At 38.6% G+C, this 19,555-nt stretch carries 10 protein-coding genes; 3 read left to right on the forward strand and 7 right to left on the reverse strand.

From position 1 onward, the window contains the following. The first annotated feature begins 66 nt into the window (after positions 1 to 66). Positions 67 to 612: a YbhB/YbcL family Raf kinase inhibitor-like protein gene (locus AC3IS6_RS10465; RefSeq protein ID WP_489164815.1), complete on the forward strand. Its 546-nt coding sequence runs from the start codon at positions 67 to 69 to the stop codon at positions 610 to 612. Positions 613 to 692: 80 nt separating this feature from the next. Here the strand turns inward: AC3IS6_RS10465 and AC3IS6_RS10470 are convergent, their stop codons facing one another. The 7 genes from AC3IS6_RS10470 to AC3IS6_RS10500 form a co-directional block, all read right to left on the reverse strand. Continuing rightward, positions 693 to 9,245: a hypothetical protein gene (locus AC3IS6_RS10470; protein WP_489164816.1), complete on the reverse strand. Its 8,553-nt coding sequence runs from the start codon at positions 9,243 to 9,245 to the stop codon at positions 693 to 695. Between the two features lie 10 nt (positions 9,246 to 9,255). Continuing rightward, positions 9,256 to 10,794: a hypothetical protein gene (locus tag AC3IS6_RS10475; RefSeq protein WP_489164817.1), complete on the reverse strand. Its 1,539-nt coding sequence runs from the start codon at positions 10,792 to 10,794 to the stop codon at positions 9,256 to 9,258. A 6-nt stretch (positions 10,795 to 10,800) separates the two neighbouring features. After that, positions 10,801 to 14,298, reverse strand: coding sequence for a hypothetical protein (locus AC3IS6_RS10480; protein WP_489164818.1), 3,498 nt, complete (start codon positions 14,296 to 14,298; stop codon positions 10,801 to 10,803). A gap of 108 nt (positions 14,299 to 14,406) precedes the next feature. Beyond that, the gene (locus AC3IS6_RS10485; protein ID WP_489164819.1) at positions 14,407 to 14,805 is read right to left on the reverse strand and encodes a hypothetical protein; all 399 of its coding nucleotides are present in this window, start codon (positions 14,803 to 14,805) and stop codon (positions 14,407 to 14,409) included. Between the two features lie 107 nt (positions 14,806 to 14,912). Beyond that, positions 14,913 to 15,296 (reverse strand): hypothetical protein, encoded by a 384-nt coding sequence (locus AC3IS6_RS10490; protein WP_489164820.1) that lies wholly within the window; start codon positions 15,294 to 15,296, stop codon positions 14,913 to 14,915. A gap of 179 nt (positions 15,297 to 15,475) precedes the next feature. Continuing rightward, on the reverse strand, positions 15,476 to 15,805 hold the full coding sequence (locus AC3IS6_RS10495; RefSeq protein ID WP_173964614.1) for a hypothetical protein: 330 nt from the start codon (positions 15,803 to 15,805) through the stop codon (positions 15,476 to 15,478). Between the two features lie 1,095 nt (positions 15,806 to 16,900). Next, positions 16,901 to 17,659 (reverse strand): response regulator transcription factor, encoded by a 759-nt coding sequence (locus AC3IS6_RS10500; protein WP_489164821.1) that lies wholly within the window; start codon positions 17,657 to 17,659, stop codon positions 16,901 to 16,903. Between the two features lie 307 nt (positions 17,660 to 17,966). Here AC3IS6_RS10500 and AC3IS6_RS10505 point away from each other — a divergent pair, with 307 nt between their 5' ends. Then, positions 17,967 to 18,599 carry a hypothetical protein gene (locus AC3IS6_RS10505; RefSeq protein WP_489164822.1) on the forward strand — a complete coding sequence of 211 codons (633 nt, stop codon included), beginning with the start codon at positions 17,967 to 17,969 and terminating at the stop codon, positions 18,597 to 18,599. Between the two features lie 251 nt (positions 18,600 to 18,850). After that, positions 18,851 to 19,384 (forward strand): UpxY family transcription antiterminator, encoded by a 534-nt coding sequence (locus tag AC3IS6_RS10510; protein ID WP_281925271.1) that lies wholly within the window; start codon positions 18,851 to 18,853, stop codon positions 19,382 to 19,384. Positions 19,385 to 19,555 lie beyond the last annotated feature (171 nt).

Raw genomic sequence — 19,555 nt, forward strand, 5'->3', positions numbered from 1 at the left:
GCCTTTACCTCAATTTATTTTTCATCCTCGGGGCTAAATTTGTTTAAAATTTTAAACTACAGAAAAATGAAAAAAGTAAATGTAATTTTGATAATATCTTTAATTTTCACAAGCACAATTTTCGGACAAAAGACTTTTACGCTCAGCAGTAAAGACTTGGGAGGAGAGGCGACTAAAATACAGGAGTTTAAGGGATTTGGCTGTACCGGAGAGAATCAATCACCCGAATTGTCCTGGAAAAATGCACCGGCCGGGACAAAAAGTTTTGCCGTGACGATGTATGATCCTGATGCACCCACCGGAAGTGGTTTTTGGCATTGGATTGTATTTGATATCCCATCAGATATAAATGAACTGGTAACTAATGCAGGTAACAAAGATAAATTTGCAATAAAAGGTGTAATACAAAGCATCACCGATTACGGAATTAAAGGATTTGGAGGACCTTGCCCGCCTGAGGGGCATGGATTTCATCAATACATCATCACTGTTTATGCTCTTAAAACCGACAAACTGGGGCTTGATGAGAATACAAACCCGGCCATCGTAGGGTTTAATCTATGGAATCAGACGTTGGCTAAAGCCAGTATTGTGGCTTATTACAAAAGATAGATACAAATTGATGTTGAAATTATAAAGCAGGATGTTTTGAGCATCCTGCTTTTTTATAAGGTATTGAATTAATTAAATGATTAAGAGGTTGTGATCGCTGTTAGTGATAATGTTAATGGGATTTGCAATATCGGTACATAACTATCGGTTACAGAATAAGCAGTCAACATGAAGGTATAGGCTCCGGCATTAGTTTGCGGACTATTGCTTTCTATCCAGTTGTTTATTCCTCCGGACATCAAATCGGCCATACTTTTTCCGTGGTCTGAGACTGTCAATTCGGTAGGAGTAACGAGCAATACAGGTATGTCTACAGGGAAAGTGGTTCCCGGAATGACATAACTATAATCACATTGCATTTTTATCGTAAACCCGGTAATCGCAGGATCTATGTTTTCGGTTAAAGCGTCAAACAAGGCCAATAGCTGTACATTGAGTGTACGGGTTGACTGTACTGGATAAGTAGGGGTTGCAATGGTGTTAATGTCTATAGCATTATTCGCATTCAATAATGGAATAAGTTTGTTATAGAACATTACCTGCGGCGTTTGATAGATAAATGATTTATTGGTAGTTTGCCATGTACCATCCTCGTTTTGCAACAGTTCTTCGTTTCTTATTACCGCTACGCTGCTCCATGCATTTTGTGCATTCAGAATATCCAGATCATTAAGCTGAACGGTTCTTGATGGATCATTATTTCGGTTTTCATACAACAGATAGACGCGATTTCCTTCATTGTCAGTAGTGTAATACAAAAATTCATTTGTTTTACCTTCTATCGGTTCGCTTGTATAGTCTGTAATTGATACGTCGATCGTAACATTCGCAGATTGTTGGTTCGTAGAATCAATAGTGACAATTAAGTACTCCGTTTCTTCCTGAGCGCTTTCGGTAATCGTGTAAGACAATGTAAATGGTGGCGCAGGAGCGGTCGAGAATGCTCTTGCTCCTAACGTCGTTTTTCTAGGGTTGACCTGATTGGTAACGGACCATTGATCGGCGACCTGATTTACGATATCGATAAAAGCCAACATCGCATAGCGGGCATTAATAGCCAAAGTTGAATCGGCTTTTAAAGTTGCCGGAGTAAGAAGGGCAAGGCAATTATCGAAATCGGCATTAATTAACGGATAAGAATCAATGAATTGAGCAAATGCCTGATACAGCCCTAAATTTGGTGTATTTGCACTGGCATAAAAACTCTGATTTTGATCCGTAACATTAAACTGAATTTCTGTTACGATAGTATCCTGTGCCGCCGAAGGGTTTTGGTACGTATAATAATACTCCCATTGGCGCGCTTTTGCTATAGTGACCGGTTGTGGCTGAGTCGATTCGTTTGCCGGATAATCAAAGTTCTGTGCCGATATCGAAGGAGGTGTTGGGTAAGCACGCAACGGAACGGGTATTGCAGTTTCTCCAACATCGCTCATATTGGCAAGCGGACTGTCTTTATGATCTATTTGACCGTCAAGCGGAACGATAAAAGTCAGCCACGAAGAAGCAAGGTAATCTGCTAAATCCGGTATTTGGGTAATGTCAAATTCGAGGTGACTCACGTTGTATTCCATGTCACTAAAAGAAAAACTACGACTTTCGGCTGCATCTTTGGCTTCAAACATGTAGGTCAACCAGGAATTACCGTTGGCAGTTGGAACTTTTGCGGTGGATAATGAATATTCAGTCGATTTCAGAATGGTATCAGAGCCGGCGGCAGTAGGATCAAGACCTAACATTTTTCCGTAAAGCGAAGGAACATAAGGTTGCTGTGGTGGTACATTGTTGGAATTGGCGTATTCCGCACCTTTATAAGCCGAACTTATGCTGGCAGTAGTTTGTACAGAGGCGATATAGCGATAAGCATTTGCCAGTTGTATAAGGATCTGTTGTTTCCATTTTTCCTGTGCGTTACCAATATTTGAAGGTTCTTTTCCGGCACTTGGCTCAATAATAAAATCAATCGTTCCTTCAATAGCTTCAGCCAGTTTTTGTTTGGCGTCGAGTATCAACTGTAAATAATCAGGATCTCCGGCAAAAACATCATTTGCGGTCAATAAAAAGGCAGGAACGGAATAAGAAGGGCTAAGAAATTTGTCTACAGCCTGTAAAAACTGTAAGCCCCAGCTGTCCATATCGATACTAGTGTAATTTTTGGTGATGCCATTGTCTGCGGGGTAAGGTTTCCCTTGCTGATACGTATTTATCTTAGCAGAGAACGACTGTAAACTTGTTGCCAACGGAATAGGAGCGAAGTAGTATACCTGCTGATTGTTAAATCCGAATTTAAGACCATTCACCCCGGTGCTGTCAAAACGAACCATCCAGAGTGGTGCATTTGCAGTTGTATCGCTGTTCCCTTTGGTAAGATTGGCTCCGGTAGCAGCTTTAAGTACGATGCCGGTATTAGGCTGATTGATAAAAGCAGCTTCAAATTGCTCGGCAAAATAAGTAAGTGCCAGCATAGCATTTACACCGTTCTCAGATAAAGGCTGAATAACAGTGCTGGATAAAGCGACTCCCGCAACATTAACGAAATTAGGATCTAAGTTCGCAACACGTTTCATCGTCAGACTTGTGGATACCAATGAAATTTCGGGCAAAGTGATGATATTGGCGGTTGATACGGCTGAATTTATGGTATACGTTTGAACCGCAACCGGCGACTGACCAGCTATGATCGCATTTAAATACACGATAATAGGATTGATAAAATGATTCAATAAATCACTGTTTGCAATACTATGATCTGTTGGAGTAATCACTCCTTGTGTATTAGCCTGATCTTCTACTGTTGTGGTGTAGTGAATAACCATATCGCTATTACTAAGCTGATAATAGATGTTCATAAACGTAATGATATCGATCTGAGCATTATTCTGTGCTCCTTCGCCTATATAACGTACCGTATTGAAATTAAAGTTAAGACTGATGTTTGGTTTACCGTTAACCGGGCTGAACAAATAGGAAACTGATACTGATGGCCATTGACTTAGTGCAATGATCGCATCTGCATATAAAAGCTGCATAGAAGCATTTAACGGTGTTGTGCCCTTTGGCGGCACATTTCCAAACATATCCTGCCAGTTCATTACCATTTGTACAGTAGTTCCTATACCTGCATATGGATTCGGATATTTAGGATCTGTTCCTTGCGGTTGTACATATTTGTAATACGGAATAACAGCGCTGTAATTCCAATCTTCAACATCGTCATTGGCCGAAGCGTTTCCGTTTTTGGTATTTTGAATGGCCTCATCGTCCATTGAATCTACAGGACCTGCCGGTGTTGGATTGATATAAGCAGGTATGGCTGGCACAGTTAATCCGATAAGATTGAATTGCGTTTGCAGGTATATCTGATCCTCAGCTAATGTTGGTACCGGTTGTGTAGGCACATAATCCCCAGGGTTTTTACGCGATACTTCGTAACCTACTGTTCCCGGTAATAAAGTAGCCACGCGGGTTGTGTATTGTTGTGCTATTGGAGCAGTATCCGGTGACTGAACGTAAACGGAAGTATTTGTCGTATCAATGGTATCACCTATAACAACACTGTTTACAAACGGGCTTAATATTAAGTTATCGTAAGTAACAACCAATGCTATATTAGCGATTCCGTTACCGGCAAAAAGGGTATCCGGTAGTCCTTTATTCTCACTGTTATTGTAATAGAAATAGAAACCGCCGCTGCGAACAATACTGCATTCCCATAACAACTTGATAAAGTCACCTGCGTTATTGAGGGTATTATAATCTCGCTCCGGAATTTCAGCTATAAAACTTCTCGCGAACATTGCTTCTGCCGGATTGGTTTCTGTTGACAGATTGGCCTGAACGATGGCCGTTTTATAACCTCCATTTAGATCTGAAATATAACCTCCATTGCCATTTTCAGTCGGATCCGGCTGATACAATATCTGAATTTGCTGAATGGTTTTGGTTCCGTCACTATCGCCATGCGTATTCAGATACGTTAGTAATTCCTGTAGAAAAACAGTTCCTGCGTCATCGGCACCTACCAAATTGTACATGTTGTTTGATAAAGGTGTAATTTGACCATCAACTGCGGTTATCTTTTGCAGCGAGAAATTAACGACTGTACCCCAGGTATAATTTTTTACTGTTGACTTGGTAGTGCCAGTATCGTTGGTAGTTAAAGTTTTAACATCAAAAAGCCAGTTTCCTTCTTCGGCAAAAATGGTCGTTAAATTGGATGGTAATTTCCATATCACAGGTTGATTGGTTATACCTGAATAGAAATCACCAGGATATTGCCATAATGCAGGAGCTCCTAATGAGAAGGTTTGAGGAGTATCATTGTAGTTGATTAGTGCCGTTGGTCCGTACGAAAGTGTTGGCGACAAAGTAATCGTTGTTACATCATGGATGTGCTGTATTTCACTGTCATCAATGGTTATGGTAAGGGTATTATTGGTCCCTGAAACCATCGTAATCCAGGATGCATTTGGATTTTGCAACAGCACCGAATATTTATCACCTGCTTTTAAGGCTGAAGGTATTGCAATCTGTTGTCCTGTTAATACATACAATGGCTGTGTTACTCCTTTTGAAGCGTCAGGCGGCTGAGGCAATCTCAGACCATGAAGCATAAACCTTGATGCCATACCGCCAATTCCCTGTACGCTGTCGGTAACCGCATTCGAAACAACATCGCTTACTTTGGCCGAAAGAGTTTCCTGTTTGTCCAGATAATCGGCTGCGGCTTGGAGTGCCTGTTTGGCCAGCAGTGCCACAAAATCGGTAAACATAAAGGTAGGGAAGGACAGGTTGTGCTGCTCTTCGTAAGTTGGATCGGATACGTTACTGCAATCAGAAGTATCGTAATATTCTGCGGTAATATTGGATTGATAATCAACAGCAGATGAGGCAAGAAGTACAGTTATATCACTGATATAATTTTGAGTACCCGTCATGTTTTGGGTAGCAAAATTAACAGGAGTACCCGTAGCACCATTTAGATCGGTATTCAGAATTAATTCCGGTACTACAGGGAAAACCGCCGCATCCATACTTCCTTCTTGTGTGGCGTCAACAGCACGTATGTTTAGCTGGAAATAAGTACTGAAGAAAGTTCTAATGTCATTGTTTGTCGCATTTATATAGTTAAATGGCGCAACATGATTTGGTCTTGTGTTAAAGTAGCAAAGCAACGTACTGATTTGATCGGCTGTTATAGTTTGCTCTTTTAGCCAGTTCAGACCTGTATTTTCGCTCGTATTTCCAATAAGTGCATTAAGAGCCCAGTAAAGTACACCTTCGGTTAAGGCTGCAAGACTATTATCATTAGGATCTGTGTTGATGTACAGCATCGAAGCATATTGAGGACCTGCTGATCCGGATTCTCCTGATACTGTAAGCTGTGGAAAAAACAATAAGTCAAGTGGTACTTTTGTCGCGGGTTGAATAGGCTGCCATTTTAGATATACCGGAGCGGTATCCAGACTCATCGCATTTAAAGTTCTGCTGGCCATATCTAATGATAGTCGCTCTCCTGATCCTTTTATCGGACAAATATTCCATGGTGCAGAGGCTGATGTGTCGCTGCCGATGACAAATGAAGCACTGATGGTAGCGCTAAAGTGCAGCGATACTTTGATAGAGAATAATCCGAGATTAATTTTAACGGTAAGTTTAACAGAAACTCCGGCTTCAAAAGTGATTGGTATCTTTTTGTAACTTTCGATAATCATGGTAATATAGGCGTAGGCCATAATATCAAGTCTGGCAGAGATAATAGCAAAATTAATCTCCCCATAGATATGACCTGTTAACCCAAAGGTTCCCTGAATTTTAAAATAAGTATCGTCATGCGTCTCCAAAGAAGTGTTGGCCGTAAAAAAGCCCAATACCCCCTGGAAGATACCAACGGCCGTAAGTGAAAGCCCAGCTTTTAAGATCCCCTGATCGACGGTTTTACCAACGCCTAACGAAAGTCCTAAACCAAATTCGATAACAGGATTAAATACACCACAAGTGGTAGTCGGCACACTACTGGAGGTTGCTCCGCTAAGGTATCCGAAATAGAATCCTCCGAATCCTACAAACGGAAATACCTGTACCGAGAAGGAACGCGAGAAATCGGTTATGCTGGCCGGGAAACCAAAGTCCAGATAAAAATTACCATTGGTATAGACTTTTACGCCAATAATTGGAAGTGTAATCGAAACGGCTCCAAATTCAAGGTGCCTGAACTGATCCGGTAATTGCAGATCGATCTGATACATTCCGATCGAGTCGTTTATTTTTTTATAAAGAATCTCAAACTGAAGATTTTTAAAAGCGCCTGCATCCTTACTTACTCCAACCAGTAATCCGTACATATTAGGGTCGTTGAATACAGCGGCAATACGATAAAATTTGGCTACTGTAAAATCGGTTCCTATCAGCCAGTTGCTGTCCTGATCGAATACCAGGGTTCCCGGTTTTGTGGTTGCTGTTGCTGCGGGTACTGGTATCGTAGTTGAATCCTCATTGGATGAGGTAGTAAATGCGGTCGATAATGCTGTAATTGCGGCATCTACCGAATTCAGACTTGGAACGTCATATAGGGTAACGTGTTGTCCCATAGCCAGTAGTCTCAAGTCGAAAAACTCGCTTCCCATTCCCGGTACAGCCGGCATTTTTGTGGCATCACTTCCCTTGCCGTCTTTTTGCAGAGGGGAATCACTTCCGATAGGAAGCCCTAAGAAGGTACCTTCAATAAAGATGTAAACACCACTTCCGGTAACCGAATCGTCTTTGGTAATTTTAAGGGATTTTATATTGATGAAACCTAAATCTACTTTTATCGGAATGGTAGCTACAATGCTGCTCTGTGCTGAATCTTTGTATCGGGTGTAGGTAAACTCAAAATCGGAAAGATCTATACTGTTTAAGATGTTCCAGGGGGCAGATAAACTGAAGCCGGGACTGAAGGTACCCACCAATGTAGAAACAATTTCTCCGAGTGATATTTTATCAAATTTAATATCAATGATATCGTATTTGGTATTGCTGGTATACGTAATCGTACTGGCAAATTCCGGTATTTTTAAATAAACCTCGGTATCCGGTGTGCCAAATTTATACCCTACTATAAAAGTCAATCCGAGCATTTGTTTGGCGTCGGCTGTACCGGTAATGGTTCCTGATGTTTTGCCATCAGTATAGGTAATATCAACGTTAGCACTGAGGTCTAAGTTAAAAGAGCTGTATTGCAGGTGCCAGGCTACATCACCTTTTACATTGTAAATTGATGATTTAGCTTTGTCATTGGGTAGCGTGTCTTTAAAACTGACATTGCGGATGCTTGGTAAATTGTCTTTTACCCAACTCGGTATGGTATCGTACCCCATGCCAAAGGCCTGTAAAAAAGTAACTGCGATATCGCCCAATGAAATTACCTGATCGGTTCCGGTGCTGGCACCAAAAATCCAGGCATCTTCATCATAGCTTGCATATATATTTAAATCAACCCCAGAATCGGGAGTTGAAGGTCCAATGTGAAAAACTCCGTTAATCTGTCCAGTAGAAGTTCCCTGTAAACTACTTATTGCAAAACCTAAGCCGGTCATGGTAAAGCTTAGATCGGGACTTTGTAAAGTAAAGAAAGTCCAATCGGCAACAATTTCGCAACTTAATGTATATTCTTTTGAGGTTGGCTCAATACTCATCTGAAATGCAGTAATTTCCGATTTCAGATCGATTTGTACGCTCGGGAGAAATAGGGTCAGTAAGTCTCCCAACTGAATAGTACCTTCTATTAATTGCACGCCCATGGCAAAAGGAGCATAATAAGCAGATGCCGCAATCGTATTTGGGTATTGGTTTGTTGTAATGTTTTTATCGCCTATATTAAAATATCCGGTTACCTGTACATTCGTATCACGTTTTGTCGAATCTCCCGGATAGGAAACATTAAGTCCTATCTCGAGATTATTTAAAGTTAAGTTGCTTAACAACAACCAGGGTTCACTTGTTTTTGCTGTTATGCCGATCGAAGAGATGGCTTTTTCAGCTGCATCATACACCATGTTTACCTGACTGATTCCTAGATCAGTAAAAGCATTTATTGGTGCGGGTAACACACTGGAAATATTGATACCGCCTATTAGCTGCGAAAAATAGGAAATACTAGGGTAATCGGTTTCAAAATTAGCATTTAGTACCCATTTGTTTAGCGTAATAGGCAAATCCATTGCTAATTTTAATGGGATTCCAATATTAATTTCTCCACCCATGCTTCCGGTTACCGGTGTTTCATCGTTGGCAGCATTTACCAGTACAAAAGGTTTTCCAATCGAAAACCAGCTGACTCCTGCGATATCCCACGTTCCATCTATTAATAAACCGTTTAACTCCGATAGTAAGGTGTTATTGGGTTCTGTGAAATCCATTTCCACAGGAAAGTCAACAATACCTAAGATGGCTGCGGTACCATTTTTGATCGAAACCGTTTTCCCGTCAACAGATTTTTCAACTGTACCATTATTGATTATGAAGGGTTGACTGGCGGTGAGCTTTAAATAAAAATCAGCAATAGGACCACTAGAAAGCACTCCCGGTACCAGATTAAGGTGTCCAGATGAATTGGCATTTACCAACTCGGTATATAGTTCATCAAGTGTCATTAGTCTGCTGTTAAGGGTTAATAATGTTACTGTTCAGGTATATTAGGGCATCTAGTAATTTGTCATATTTTTCATCATGAAAATAAGTTCCTATTTCCTTAAAGTACCTGGTTTGCATATTATCGGGTTTAGGTACTAAAGTATCATAAGCATATTTGCCAAGAACATAGGCGGGAGTTAGTTTATCTATCGTTTGTGGCCTGCTTAATCTTTCGTCCGCACTAGTGACTTTGGTACTGGCATTTATTCTCCAAAGACGTGGCAGGGCATCCATTTTAGAGGATATCATGGTAGCAATCTGTCCATTTAAGTTATTGTGGGGAATATTGCCAGGAGGCAAACCAGGAAAAAAAACTTTATTGAAGTAGGATCCCGTGGGGCCTAATTGTAGGTATGGGCGACCAAAGTTCATAGCCAGTGTAGCGGTATTTTGTCCTTCAAAAACAAAGGGCAGGTTGGCCATGTAATAAGTGTAATTAAATATTGGAGCCGGTACCGGACCAATTTGAACCACCAATATCTGTTTTTCGGTTAATCCTTCTATTAAAGCACTTAATTCTTCCGGGTTTGTACCGTAATAGTATTGTACTCTGGAGGCTAATTTTGAGGACGCGAGATAGGATTCGCAAAAGCTGTCTGCTTCATATAAATATCCCTTATTTGGATATTTACCGGTATCGATAAATTTTTTTAAAGTATCTAAATTAATGTAATTATTCTGACCTTCCTGACTATAAGGTGAAAAGCTAATTATGACTGCTTTTCTTGGATCTCCACCGCTTTGTTGGTAAGATATTCCACAGCACATATTAAAAAGAGTAAGTATCGGATCTATTGATCCTGTGTTGATTCCATAGACTGGAGATAATAAAAATTTTTTGTCGAGGCCATACAAATCTAATAGGGCAGTTGTTAAATTTACAGTAGTGTTCCATGAAGGTAATGCAGCAGGAAATTGAGCCCAAAAAGCATTATCCCTGGTGGGATTTTCAATATAAAAGGCCTGTTTATTAAAGTCTGTAATTTGTTGATCCAGGTTTATAGTTAAATTTGTAGCTTTTACGTAAATCGCATTCTCGCTACCTGGTTCATTCCAATCATAAGGCTGTAGTTCAATAATGTATTTTGCGTTTAAAGCTTTTAAGGTAGTGACAGAATCATCGTATCCACCTGTTAGAGCCAAATCACTTTCTACCGGATCTTCTGTAAAAGGTTTAAAAGTTACGATAATATCACCTGTATTCGTCGAATTACGAAAAGTAAGAGGTTGTGGATTGGCGGGATTAATGGGTAAGAGTACTTTTAGTTTATTAAGCGCATCTTTGTCCTGATAAACAATTACAAAATTAGCATTACACCCTAATCTTATCATGTTAAACAGAATATTAATTGAGGAAGATTGATGTCCGAAATTTCGACTGGTAGCAATAAATATTTTTACCTTAGTTAACGTACCAAGATAAGTTTGTACCTGTGCTTTAGCTCGGGGAAAGCGGTCATCATTTTCGTCGCCGATGGTTGCTATCAGTTCATTAAGATTTAGTGCCATATTTATTTAACTTTTTACGTATGATCCGTACCAGCCCAAACTCTCAGGTTTTGCATTGGCAGCTGGATTGCCAAATAGCATAAAACATATATTTCCTCCCGGAGGAAAGGATAAACTAAATACCTCTAAGGCAATATTGTTGATTTTCATCAAATAAGCCGTGCTTTCTGTACCGGTTGCTTTTTGCAACATAATTGAACCAATATTTAGTTTAAGCACACCCTGTAAACTAAAAGAAGGGGCTTGTGGGTTAACTCCTGGTAATTTTACTCCTGCCCAGGCACCTTTTGCTCCCACACACCAGGCCATCATAAAGGTGGAGGTAAATCCGGCTGAACTGGCCAGTGACCCTAGGGTTCCCATATTTAGATTAAACACTAAAGCATACCATTGACCGCTTACACTTTGCTGCTGTTGCAACGCAGGTATAGCTACATTCAGAAAGCCCTGAGATGTTGGACTATTGGTAGCGTCCCCGTTGGTAATTCCGGACAATTGCAGAGGGAAATGCGAATACAAGCTGTCTTTTCGCGGCGTACTTTGTCCAACATCAAATGACATCTGACTGATATCAAAGAGAAAAGTTTTAGTAGTAGGAGTTTCCAGCTGAAAGGTAAGATCGACATACATATTAGAGTAGGATAGCCCTCTGAAATTGTTTGTTGTGCTATCGGGTTCCGTTCCAAAAGAGAACAAATCAAAACCTTCCAGATCATTATAATTGATAAAACCCCAAAAAGAGAATTTAGCATTAACCGTGTCACTGGTCACATCGTTTTGGGATACTGTGGTGATAAATGCTGTTTTTATAATTTCAATGTCCGTAATAATATTTGTATTTACCGGATTTAGGACATTATCGGAGGTATTGGTAAAAGCATAGGTTGGAACGCCATTATTGTTTTCATAAGTACCGGTCAGTACAATTAAATTTGCCCGGTTGGCGGCATCAATTTTTTCTCCAAAAAGTTTATTGACGGTTAAAGCCAGATAACTATTGTAATTGTATATTTTACTGTTGGTAAATACAATTTTTAATTGCAACACTACAAAATCATAATCTACAGTACCGTTGATCGGAGCATTCGTTTTATAAGCTACAGGATCGGCACCCATGCCTTCAAAAGTAGCATCTTCATAATCTATAAGGGCAAACATTGAACTGGTAGGCTGCATGGATACGGTTCCCTTATCATTGTTTACAATACTAATGTCAACTCCGAAATGATGGGCGTAAAAATTATCCAAATCGATACCTGCCAGTAACCCTTGTAATTCCTTCGGAAAGTCCTGTACGCTGATGTCAACTCCGAGAGAGAGAATACCTTGCCAGTTGGGGTTTGTGGCTATATTGTAAAAATTGAGATAGTCATTGTCGTGTTGTACCGTATATTTATCCATCCCGCTTTGTATGTACTGTTCTAACCACATACTCAGATTGGGAAGTCCGTTACTGCTGGTATTATTAAAGGTATTCGGCGAGTTCCAGCCCTGAATGTTTTTTACTTTATCGGTTAGTGTGCCGGTACAGAATTTAAATATCAATACATTTTTATATTTGCCATTTGTTTGTTCTTTTGGAACATTCAATATAAAAGGCCATTCAGTAATTTCCATTTCATTACTGAAATTATCCAGTACATAAGTGCCGTCGCTCAGTTTTTGATTGTAAGAAATGACCAAAAAAAGCTGATTCGACTGCAAAGCCGTTTGAAGTGTAGCACTTGGCGGTGTAAATTGTAAATTAAAGATCTTAGAAAGTGTACCGTCAGAAGTTAAAAACTGATTACTGGCCAGCTGTAAAGTATTCCATTTTCCGTCAGTAGAATCAACATTAACATAAAATCCTTGTGGAGTGGTCGAAGATATTCCACTGGCATTTTCGTTTAGGTTTGCTCTGGCATTTAATAAACGGCTAACCGTTGGCGGAATATTTTGGGTACTCATTACATTGGCTATAATGGCTTTTCTGGTCGGGTTGAGTATTTGTTTCTCAAATAATGAAAAATCAACATTCTTGGACGGAGTTGCGATTGTTGCTCCATAAGGTACCAAAGGAAAAAAGATGGTTTCACTGGCGGCCGATAACACACCTGATCCGGTTGTGAGATGACTGAATAAAGGGGATTGGGAATCTTTATCGGGAGAGAAAAGGGGTGAACCCTGAGGTTGCGCGTGATAAACTACCGGAGTCTCATTTTGATTGGCCAGAACAACGCCATTCCATCCTGTGATGTAACTGTTCGAGAGTTCTTGTTGAGAGGTATTACTGCCCACTATATTCTGAGTTGCCTGAATAGGGAACTGGGGAGCAAAAGCATTTTGGTTGGTTTGATAATAAAGCCAGTCTCCGCTACCAGTAACTACATTATTGGAATCAATAAACTGAGGCGTAAAACTGATCGTTTCTGTAGAACCCAGTCCACACATCAATTGCACTTGATTATTAACATCAATATTTTTCTGATACGAAATGTCAAGGGTAAGTATTGATGCTCCCTCAGGCGTCATATACCACACGGCATTTGGATCGTTCGGAGTCTGTTCGCTAAATACAAGTAGCGAACTGTTTTGTGTTGGATAATTTAAAGAAACACCGTTGTTTATAAAATTGGTATAAGGAATTAGAATTAAAGGATAGCCGAAATTAGTGAGGTAATAAGACGGCAGAGCCGAAATTCGGGTTTGCTGTGTAAAAGTATTATAGGTCAGCCCCAAATAGGCAAAGTAGGTATTGACACCAGCTTGGTTTAACAAATCACAAGGATAAATACTGCTTTGCATGCTGATGAAATCATTTAAACTTCCCTTTTGTATCAGAGAGTAGGTGACTCTTGTGAGTATACCCTCATTGGCATTATTTTTAAAGCTGTATTGATTGCTGACATTAAAACCACTAAAATCTGAAGAAGCATTAAAACCCAGTATAAATCTGATACGTCCTTGTCCGGCTCCAGTAAGTGGTATTTCGATGTTGCCTTGAATTTGACCTGAAGAATCCAGATTGTTAGACGAGAAAGTATAATTAGTTGCTCCTTGCTGACCGGAAATAGTCATCGCATTATTGGTTGTATCAAGTGTCAGAATAACACTGTTGTTGCTGATGAACAAGGTGGCATAGTTGTTTCCAAAACTGTAGTTAAAGCCGTTTAGAACAGAATAAATCCCATTGGCTCCTCCTGTTAAAACGAGTTGAGGTGTATTGATTTGGGTCAGCGCCGTGTTAGGATTTGTAAACCAAACTACTGATGCCGACTGATACGTTTGCAATGGCCCAAGAAAGGTATATACATTGGTTACAAATGTATTGATGTCAAGGGTTGGTGCATGTAATGAAAATAGAAAATAACCATTGTAGGCGGAAAGTTCATCCAGCCCAATTGAACCACTTGCCGGTCCTGTAACACCATTTGCCAGAAGATAGGCACACCAGTTACTATCTTTTGCAGCCAGATACAACGAACTGTTGCCTGACGAAGTATTTGTGAATTGTAAGGTTGCCATAAAATCTACTGGGTAAAGTTTAACAAAAGTGTTTAATTACAAGGATTTTATAAAGTCATCTTCATTCTGAAATGTAAAATGTAAAATGTAAAATGTAAAATTTAAATTTTATTCATAAATATACCAGCCGACGAGATCACCTTTAAAAGGAAAGCTGGTGTTGTTTGCTTTAACCGAATACGTCAGATCTGCTTTGAGGGTTGAAACTAATGGCGAGAAATTGAGATAAATACTGAGACTTCCACTCGTGGTACTTTCACCTGATTTCAAGTCAAACTCATAAATCGGACTGGTCGGAGTTAAAGATTGTACTCCTACAAAAACAGTTGCTAGATATAAAGTACAGACCACAATTTTGCCTGTTGGATCAATCGCATATTGTATTAGTAAATCACCAAAATACCGTTCTCCGGTAGTACCGCTTTCGACTATTGGAGCAGTTATTTTTTCAAGAGGCAGAGGGATTGTATCCTGTGAAAAAGCCGTTATAGGAAATGTTACAAGCATAGCTATAAATATCACTTTTAGCAGGATATTTATAGGGTATATTCGATTTGTATATGCTGTTTTTGACTTCATATAGAGTTAACCGCGGGATTTTACGCTGCATTTTTTTAGGACCAGGCCGCAATTTGTTTGGCAAAAATAGCTTCGTTTTCACCATTTAGATCTGTTGCTTTTCCACGACAAATAACCTGACCGGTATCAAGTCCGAACTGAGCTCTGAAACTAATAAGATCTATTTGTATTTTTTGTGAGCCCACTGTAAATTTGATGTCGACAGCTTTTGATTGTACAGGTGAAAGAGTGATCGATCCTAAGGTTCCTCCTGATATAGTTGCCGGTTGTGCTGGAGAAAGAGTAGTTGATGCCTGAGCTCCTAAGGCAGAAGTAAAAGTAGTAACGGATACTTCCATACCTTCTACAAAAGAGACTATAGTCGTCGCTATGATGCTGTTTACTAACAATGCATCTTGTGAATAGGGATAAATTGCCATAATTTTTAGTATAGTATAGAGGAATTTTCCTGGGTTAATTTTGTATTAGGAAGTGTAGTGCATACCTGTAAAGATCACTTTGTAATACAATCGTTTTTGTTGGTGATTTGGGTTTTATAGGGGGGCAGTTTTTGGCTTCATAAGTATGATTTACCCAGGAAATTACCCTGATGTTTTACTTAAGACCAAGCAGCAATTTGTTTCGCAAAAGCAGTTTCGTTATTACCGTCCTGATCTGTTGCACGTCCGCTTGCCGTAACCTGTCCGCTGTCAAGTCCGAATTGCGCTCTAAAACTGATAAGGTCGATTTGCAGTTTTTGTGATCCAGCTTTAAATTCTACATTCGTAGCTGTTGGCTGTACAGGTGAAAGGGTGATTGAACCTAAATTTCCTGCTGGAGAACTAAAAGTAGTAACGGATACTTGCATTCCTGATACAATAGAAACTACAGTTTTTGCATTGATGCTGTTTACTAATAATGCATCTTGTGAATAAGGATAAGTTGCCATAATTTATTTGTTTGTTGGTTTTCCTACTCGTAAGGCTTTTCGGAATACGCCTCGTTTTTTTTTGTAAGTGGGTTCTGACTCCACTTTTTTAATGGTATACAATATTAGGAAAATTATAATTTTAAAGAACACGTATAAATACTTGTTTTCTAGTTGTTTACTATTTTTTAACAAGAGAATGCTTTATTGTTTAAATAGCATGTAATTTCTGTAGGATCTAATGAAAAAGACTGCACAATCTGCAGGAAAAAACATTTACCACATGGAGACACGGGTTTTAGTGAAGAGTGAAGAGTGAAGAGTGAAGAGTGAAGAGTGAAGAGTGAAGAGTGAAGAGTGAAGAGTGAAGAGTGAAGAGTGAAGAGTGAAGAGTGAAGAGTGAAGAGTGAAGAGTGAAGAGTGAAGAGTGAAGAGTGAAGAGTGAAGAGTGAAGAGTGAAGAGTGAAGAGTGAAGAGTGAAGAGTGAAGAGTAAAGAGTAAAGAGTAAAGAGTAAAGAGTAAAGAGTAAAGAGTAAAGAGTAAAGAGTAAAGAGTAAAGAGTAAAGAGTAAAGAGTAAAGAGTAAAGAGTAAAGAGTAAAGAGTAAAGAGTAAAGAGTAAAGAGTAAAGAGTAAAGAGTGTCTAATAGAGGCATATTTCTCTCGCATAGCACTCTGCGTTTTATTTGAAGTGAAAACGCCTTAATTTCAGCTGGAAAAGCTATGTTTCTATGTGTTTAAGTAATCGCCCCTGATTAAGTAGATTATGAGATTGTAAGACACAAGATTATTAGATTAAAAAATCTGCTTAAATCTGTAATATCTGCGTGAAAAAATATTTAAACACATAGAAACATAGATTTTTTTTAAGTGCGAAAAGGAGTTTATAAAAGAAACTCATTTCTTTCACATAGTGGTATGTGTTTTATTTGAAGTGAAACGTCTTTTATTGCGTTAGAGAGGCTATGTTTCTATGTGTTGAATTAATCGCCCCTGATTAAGTAGATTATGAGATTGTAAGACACAAGATAATTAGATTAAAAAAACTGCTTAAATCTGCGTGAAAGAATATTTAACACATAGAACAACTTATTCTTCTATGTGTTAAAGAATGTGATTTAAATCAGTTTGTTACTGGTTGCATAAGCTATTGCCTCTGCAATATTACCGACACCTAGTTTGGTGAACAACTTCCTTTTGTGAAATTTGATAGTATCAGCCGAGACAAACATACTTTCGGCCATATTGGCAATGGTAAAGCCTCTAATCGAATATTGCAAAACCTCCTTCTCGCGGCTGGTGAGTTCTATTTTTTTCATCATCTTCCAAAAATCTCCTTCCAGATCATAGCTATAGATCTTATTCTCCCCTTTTTTATAAATCTTAATATTTCCGGACTGCAGTTCAGAAGAAAGTGAAATAATACAGATCGACTTCCAGATCTTACCGTCATTAGTTAAAAAAACGGGAGTCAGCTTTTGATTCACCAGAAATGTCTTTCCACTGGGATTCTTTAATCGAAAGTCATAGGAGATCGTATGATGTATGCGCTCTTCTACTGGGATATTTTGATAAAAATCAAACCCTATGGTGTTGATCTTCAGTAATAAATCTAAATCTTCTTTCACCACGTACTTAAAGTAAAAGGCATAGCCTAATTCCTGAACTTCTGCAGGAGTGTGATCGCATAAGAACAATGGATTTTCAGACACATACTCAAAACCTTTTTTTTCGTAGTCAATAATATAAATACTGCTGTAAGTAGTTCTGGCAAATGCCCTGACCAATTCCAAATAATTTCCAAGTCTGCCTTTTTCGTCTTCAGAGATCTTTTGAACGGTGTTGTTTGAGGAAAAAAAGTCGTTTTCAATTACCATATTTTAGTATTTTTTTAACAGGATGTGAATATAGGAAAAATTGAACAGATGCTGTTAAAATATTTTTATTTCTATACGAATTTAACTTCATTTCGATAAGAATGTTAATTCGGTTTTTGGCACTTTTTTGGTTAATATACTGTCGTTTTAAAAACTACACTTAAGGGTAGTTTTTTCTTAAAATACTGGGAACTAGTATTTTGTGTAGCAAGAAGCGTAAATTGTGGTGATAGTTTTGGAGAAAACAAATACTATGAAACTCGCCAAAAACCACCACACAGAAATTAGTCAAAATGACATCTTACTTATGTCAAAATTTGTAGTAACAGAAAACTTCAATCACCATTCCAATGAAATCCTTCCTGGTCATTATCAAAATGATATTGATGCGGTTTACAAAGAAGAAATGGGCTACTTAGAGAACTCTAAAATCTTCGCTTTCAAAAACGACCTTGGAGATTTTACAGGAACCATCAGAGTTTTGAAATGGGATTTCATTACCCCACTTCCAATTCAGAAAATGTTTGGCATCAATCCTTTTATTTGTGCTGAAGGAAATGCAATAAATGAAATATGGCATATTGGACGTTTTGCCATCAAAAAAGGTGTTCGTGACATTAATCTGCTAAAAAAACTATTGGTTTGCGCCATTGCTCCGGTTTGCGAACACAAAGACAATATGGCTTTTGCCGAAATCGATGCCAAATTGCTTCGTGTATTGACTCTAATGGGTATTAAAGCAAAGGTTGTTGGAAAATCTATTGAATACCTGGGTTCTGAAACTATACCGGTATCTATGTCCTATAATGGGCTTATTGATTTCTACAACGAGAACAAACATTTGGTTGTAGCAGAAGATTTCGAGCTTTCGACTCCAAACTCCAAACTACCCAATAAGGTAGTATTTGATGCTAACAAGTTGAACTACACTTTGGTGTAGTAGAATTTGAAAACCTGTATTGTAAATTTACTTCAGTAAAAATAAGTAGTTGAATCCTCAACATTCCGATTTTTACAACACTCTCAAAACACAATATAATTTGCCTTGAGAGTTTCAACAAAAACATTATTACCAAAGTTACTTTAAAGTAAAAAGGTAAAGCTATTAAACCAAAAAACGTATCTCTAAAAAAAATAACCATGTGACTGGTAATAGCGCAGCTATGTCCGGTGACGAAAAAACCAAATAGTATGGATCAAAAACAAGGTTGGCATGTTCTTTACGTAAGGTACAGACATGAGAGTAAAGTCTATAAAGAGTTAATAGAAAGAAATATTGAAGCTTTTTTGCCTATGGCCACCAGTATTAGAAAATGGAGTGACAGAATCAAGAAAATAGAGATTCCATTATTTCCCAGTTATGTCTTTGTCAAGATCAAATCCAATAAAGACTTTCATGATGCCTTAAATGTAGAGAGTGGCTGTTCTTATTTGTCTTTTGGCAAAGAATACGGAAAAGTTTCCGAAGAAGAAATTGATCACATCAGGCTTTTTACCCAGGTAAAAGACATCACAGATGTTCAGATTGAACCGGCACTACCCAAAATTGGAGATAAACTTAAAATCGAGCATGGTGAGCTTTCGGGTTTGGAATGTGAAGTTTTCAGAGTCGACAATCAGCATAGAATCAGTGTAAGACTAAGTTCTTTGCGTCAGAATATCTCAGCCATCATTCCTTTGTCATATCTATCCAATCCAACAGAAAACGTCTTTGCGAAGGCGTAGTTTTTAGACTTCTAATTCCCTCGTTCTCAGAGAAAAATACCATATAAATCTTAATACAACATCAATTCCACCTGTGTTAAATCATGGGTGCGGTTGTTTCTACCTATACTAAAAATCAAAAAAGGTACGATAACGTTACGTTTTCGCTATTTATTTAAATTATAAAAAGCA

The organism is Flavobacterium sp. KH_035 (assembly GCF_057839565.1).

Excerpts from the sequence above, each read along its gene's own strand:
- AC3IS6_RS10475 (WP_489164817.1), bottom strand. The coding sequence starts at position 10,794 with ATGGCACTAAATCTTAATGAACTGATAGCAACCATCGGCGACGAAAAT.
- AC3IS6_RS10495 (WP_173964614.1), bottom strand. The coding sequence starts at position 15,805 with ATGGCAACTTATCCTTATTCACAAGATGCATTATTAGTAAACAGCATC.
- AC3IS6_RS10465 (WP_489164815.1), top strand. The coding sequence starts at position 67 with ATGAAAAAAGTAAATGTAATTTTGATAATATCTTTAATTTTCACAAGC.
- AC3IS6_RS10500 (WP_489164821.1), bottom strand. The coding sequence starts at position 17,659 with ATGGTAATTGAAAACGACTTTTTTTCCTCAAACAACACCGTTCAAAAG.
- AC3IS6_RS10470 (WP_489164816.1), bottom strand. The coding sequence starts at position 9,245 with ATGACACTTGATGAACTATATACCGAGTTGGTAAATGCCAATTCATCT.
- AC3IS6_RS10480 (WP_489164818.1), bottom strand. The coding sequence starts at position 14,298 with ATGGCAACCTTACAATTCACAAATACTTCGTCAGGCAACAGTTCGTTG.
- AC3IS6_RS10490 (WP_489164820.1), bottom strand. The coding sequence starts at position 15,296 with ATGGCAATTTATCCCTATTCACAAGATGCATTGTTAGTAAACAGCATC.
- AC3IS6_RS10485 (WP_489164819.1), bottom strand. The coding sequence starts at position 14,805 with ATGCTTGTAACATTTCCTATAACGGCTTTTTCACAGGATACAATCCCT.
- AC3IS6_RS10510 (WP_281925271.1), top strand. The coding sequence starts at position 18,851 with ATGGATCAAAAACAAGGTTGGCATGTTCTTTACGTAAGGTACAGACAT.
- AC3IS6_RS10505 (WP_489164822.1), top strand. The coding sequence starts at position 17,967 with ATGTCAAAATTTGTAGTAACAGAAAACTTCAATCACCATTCCAATGAA.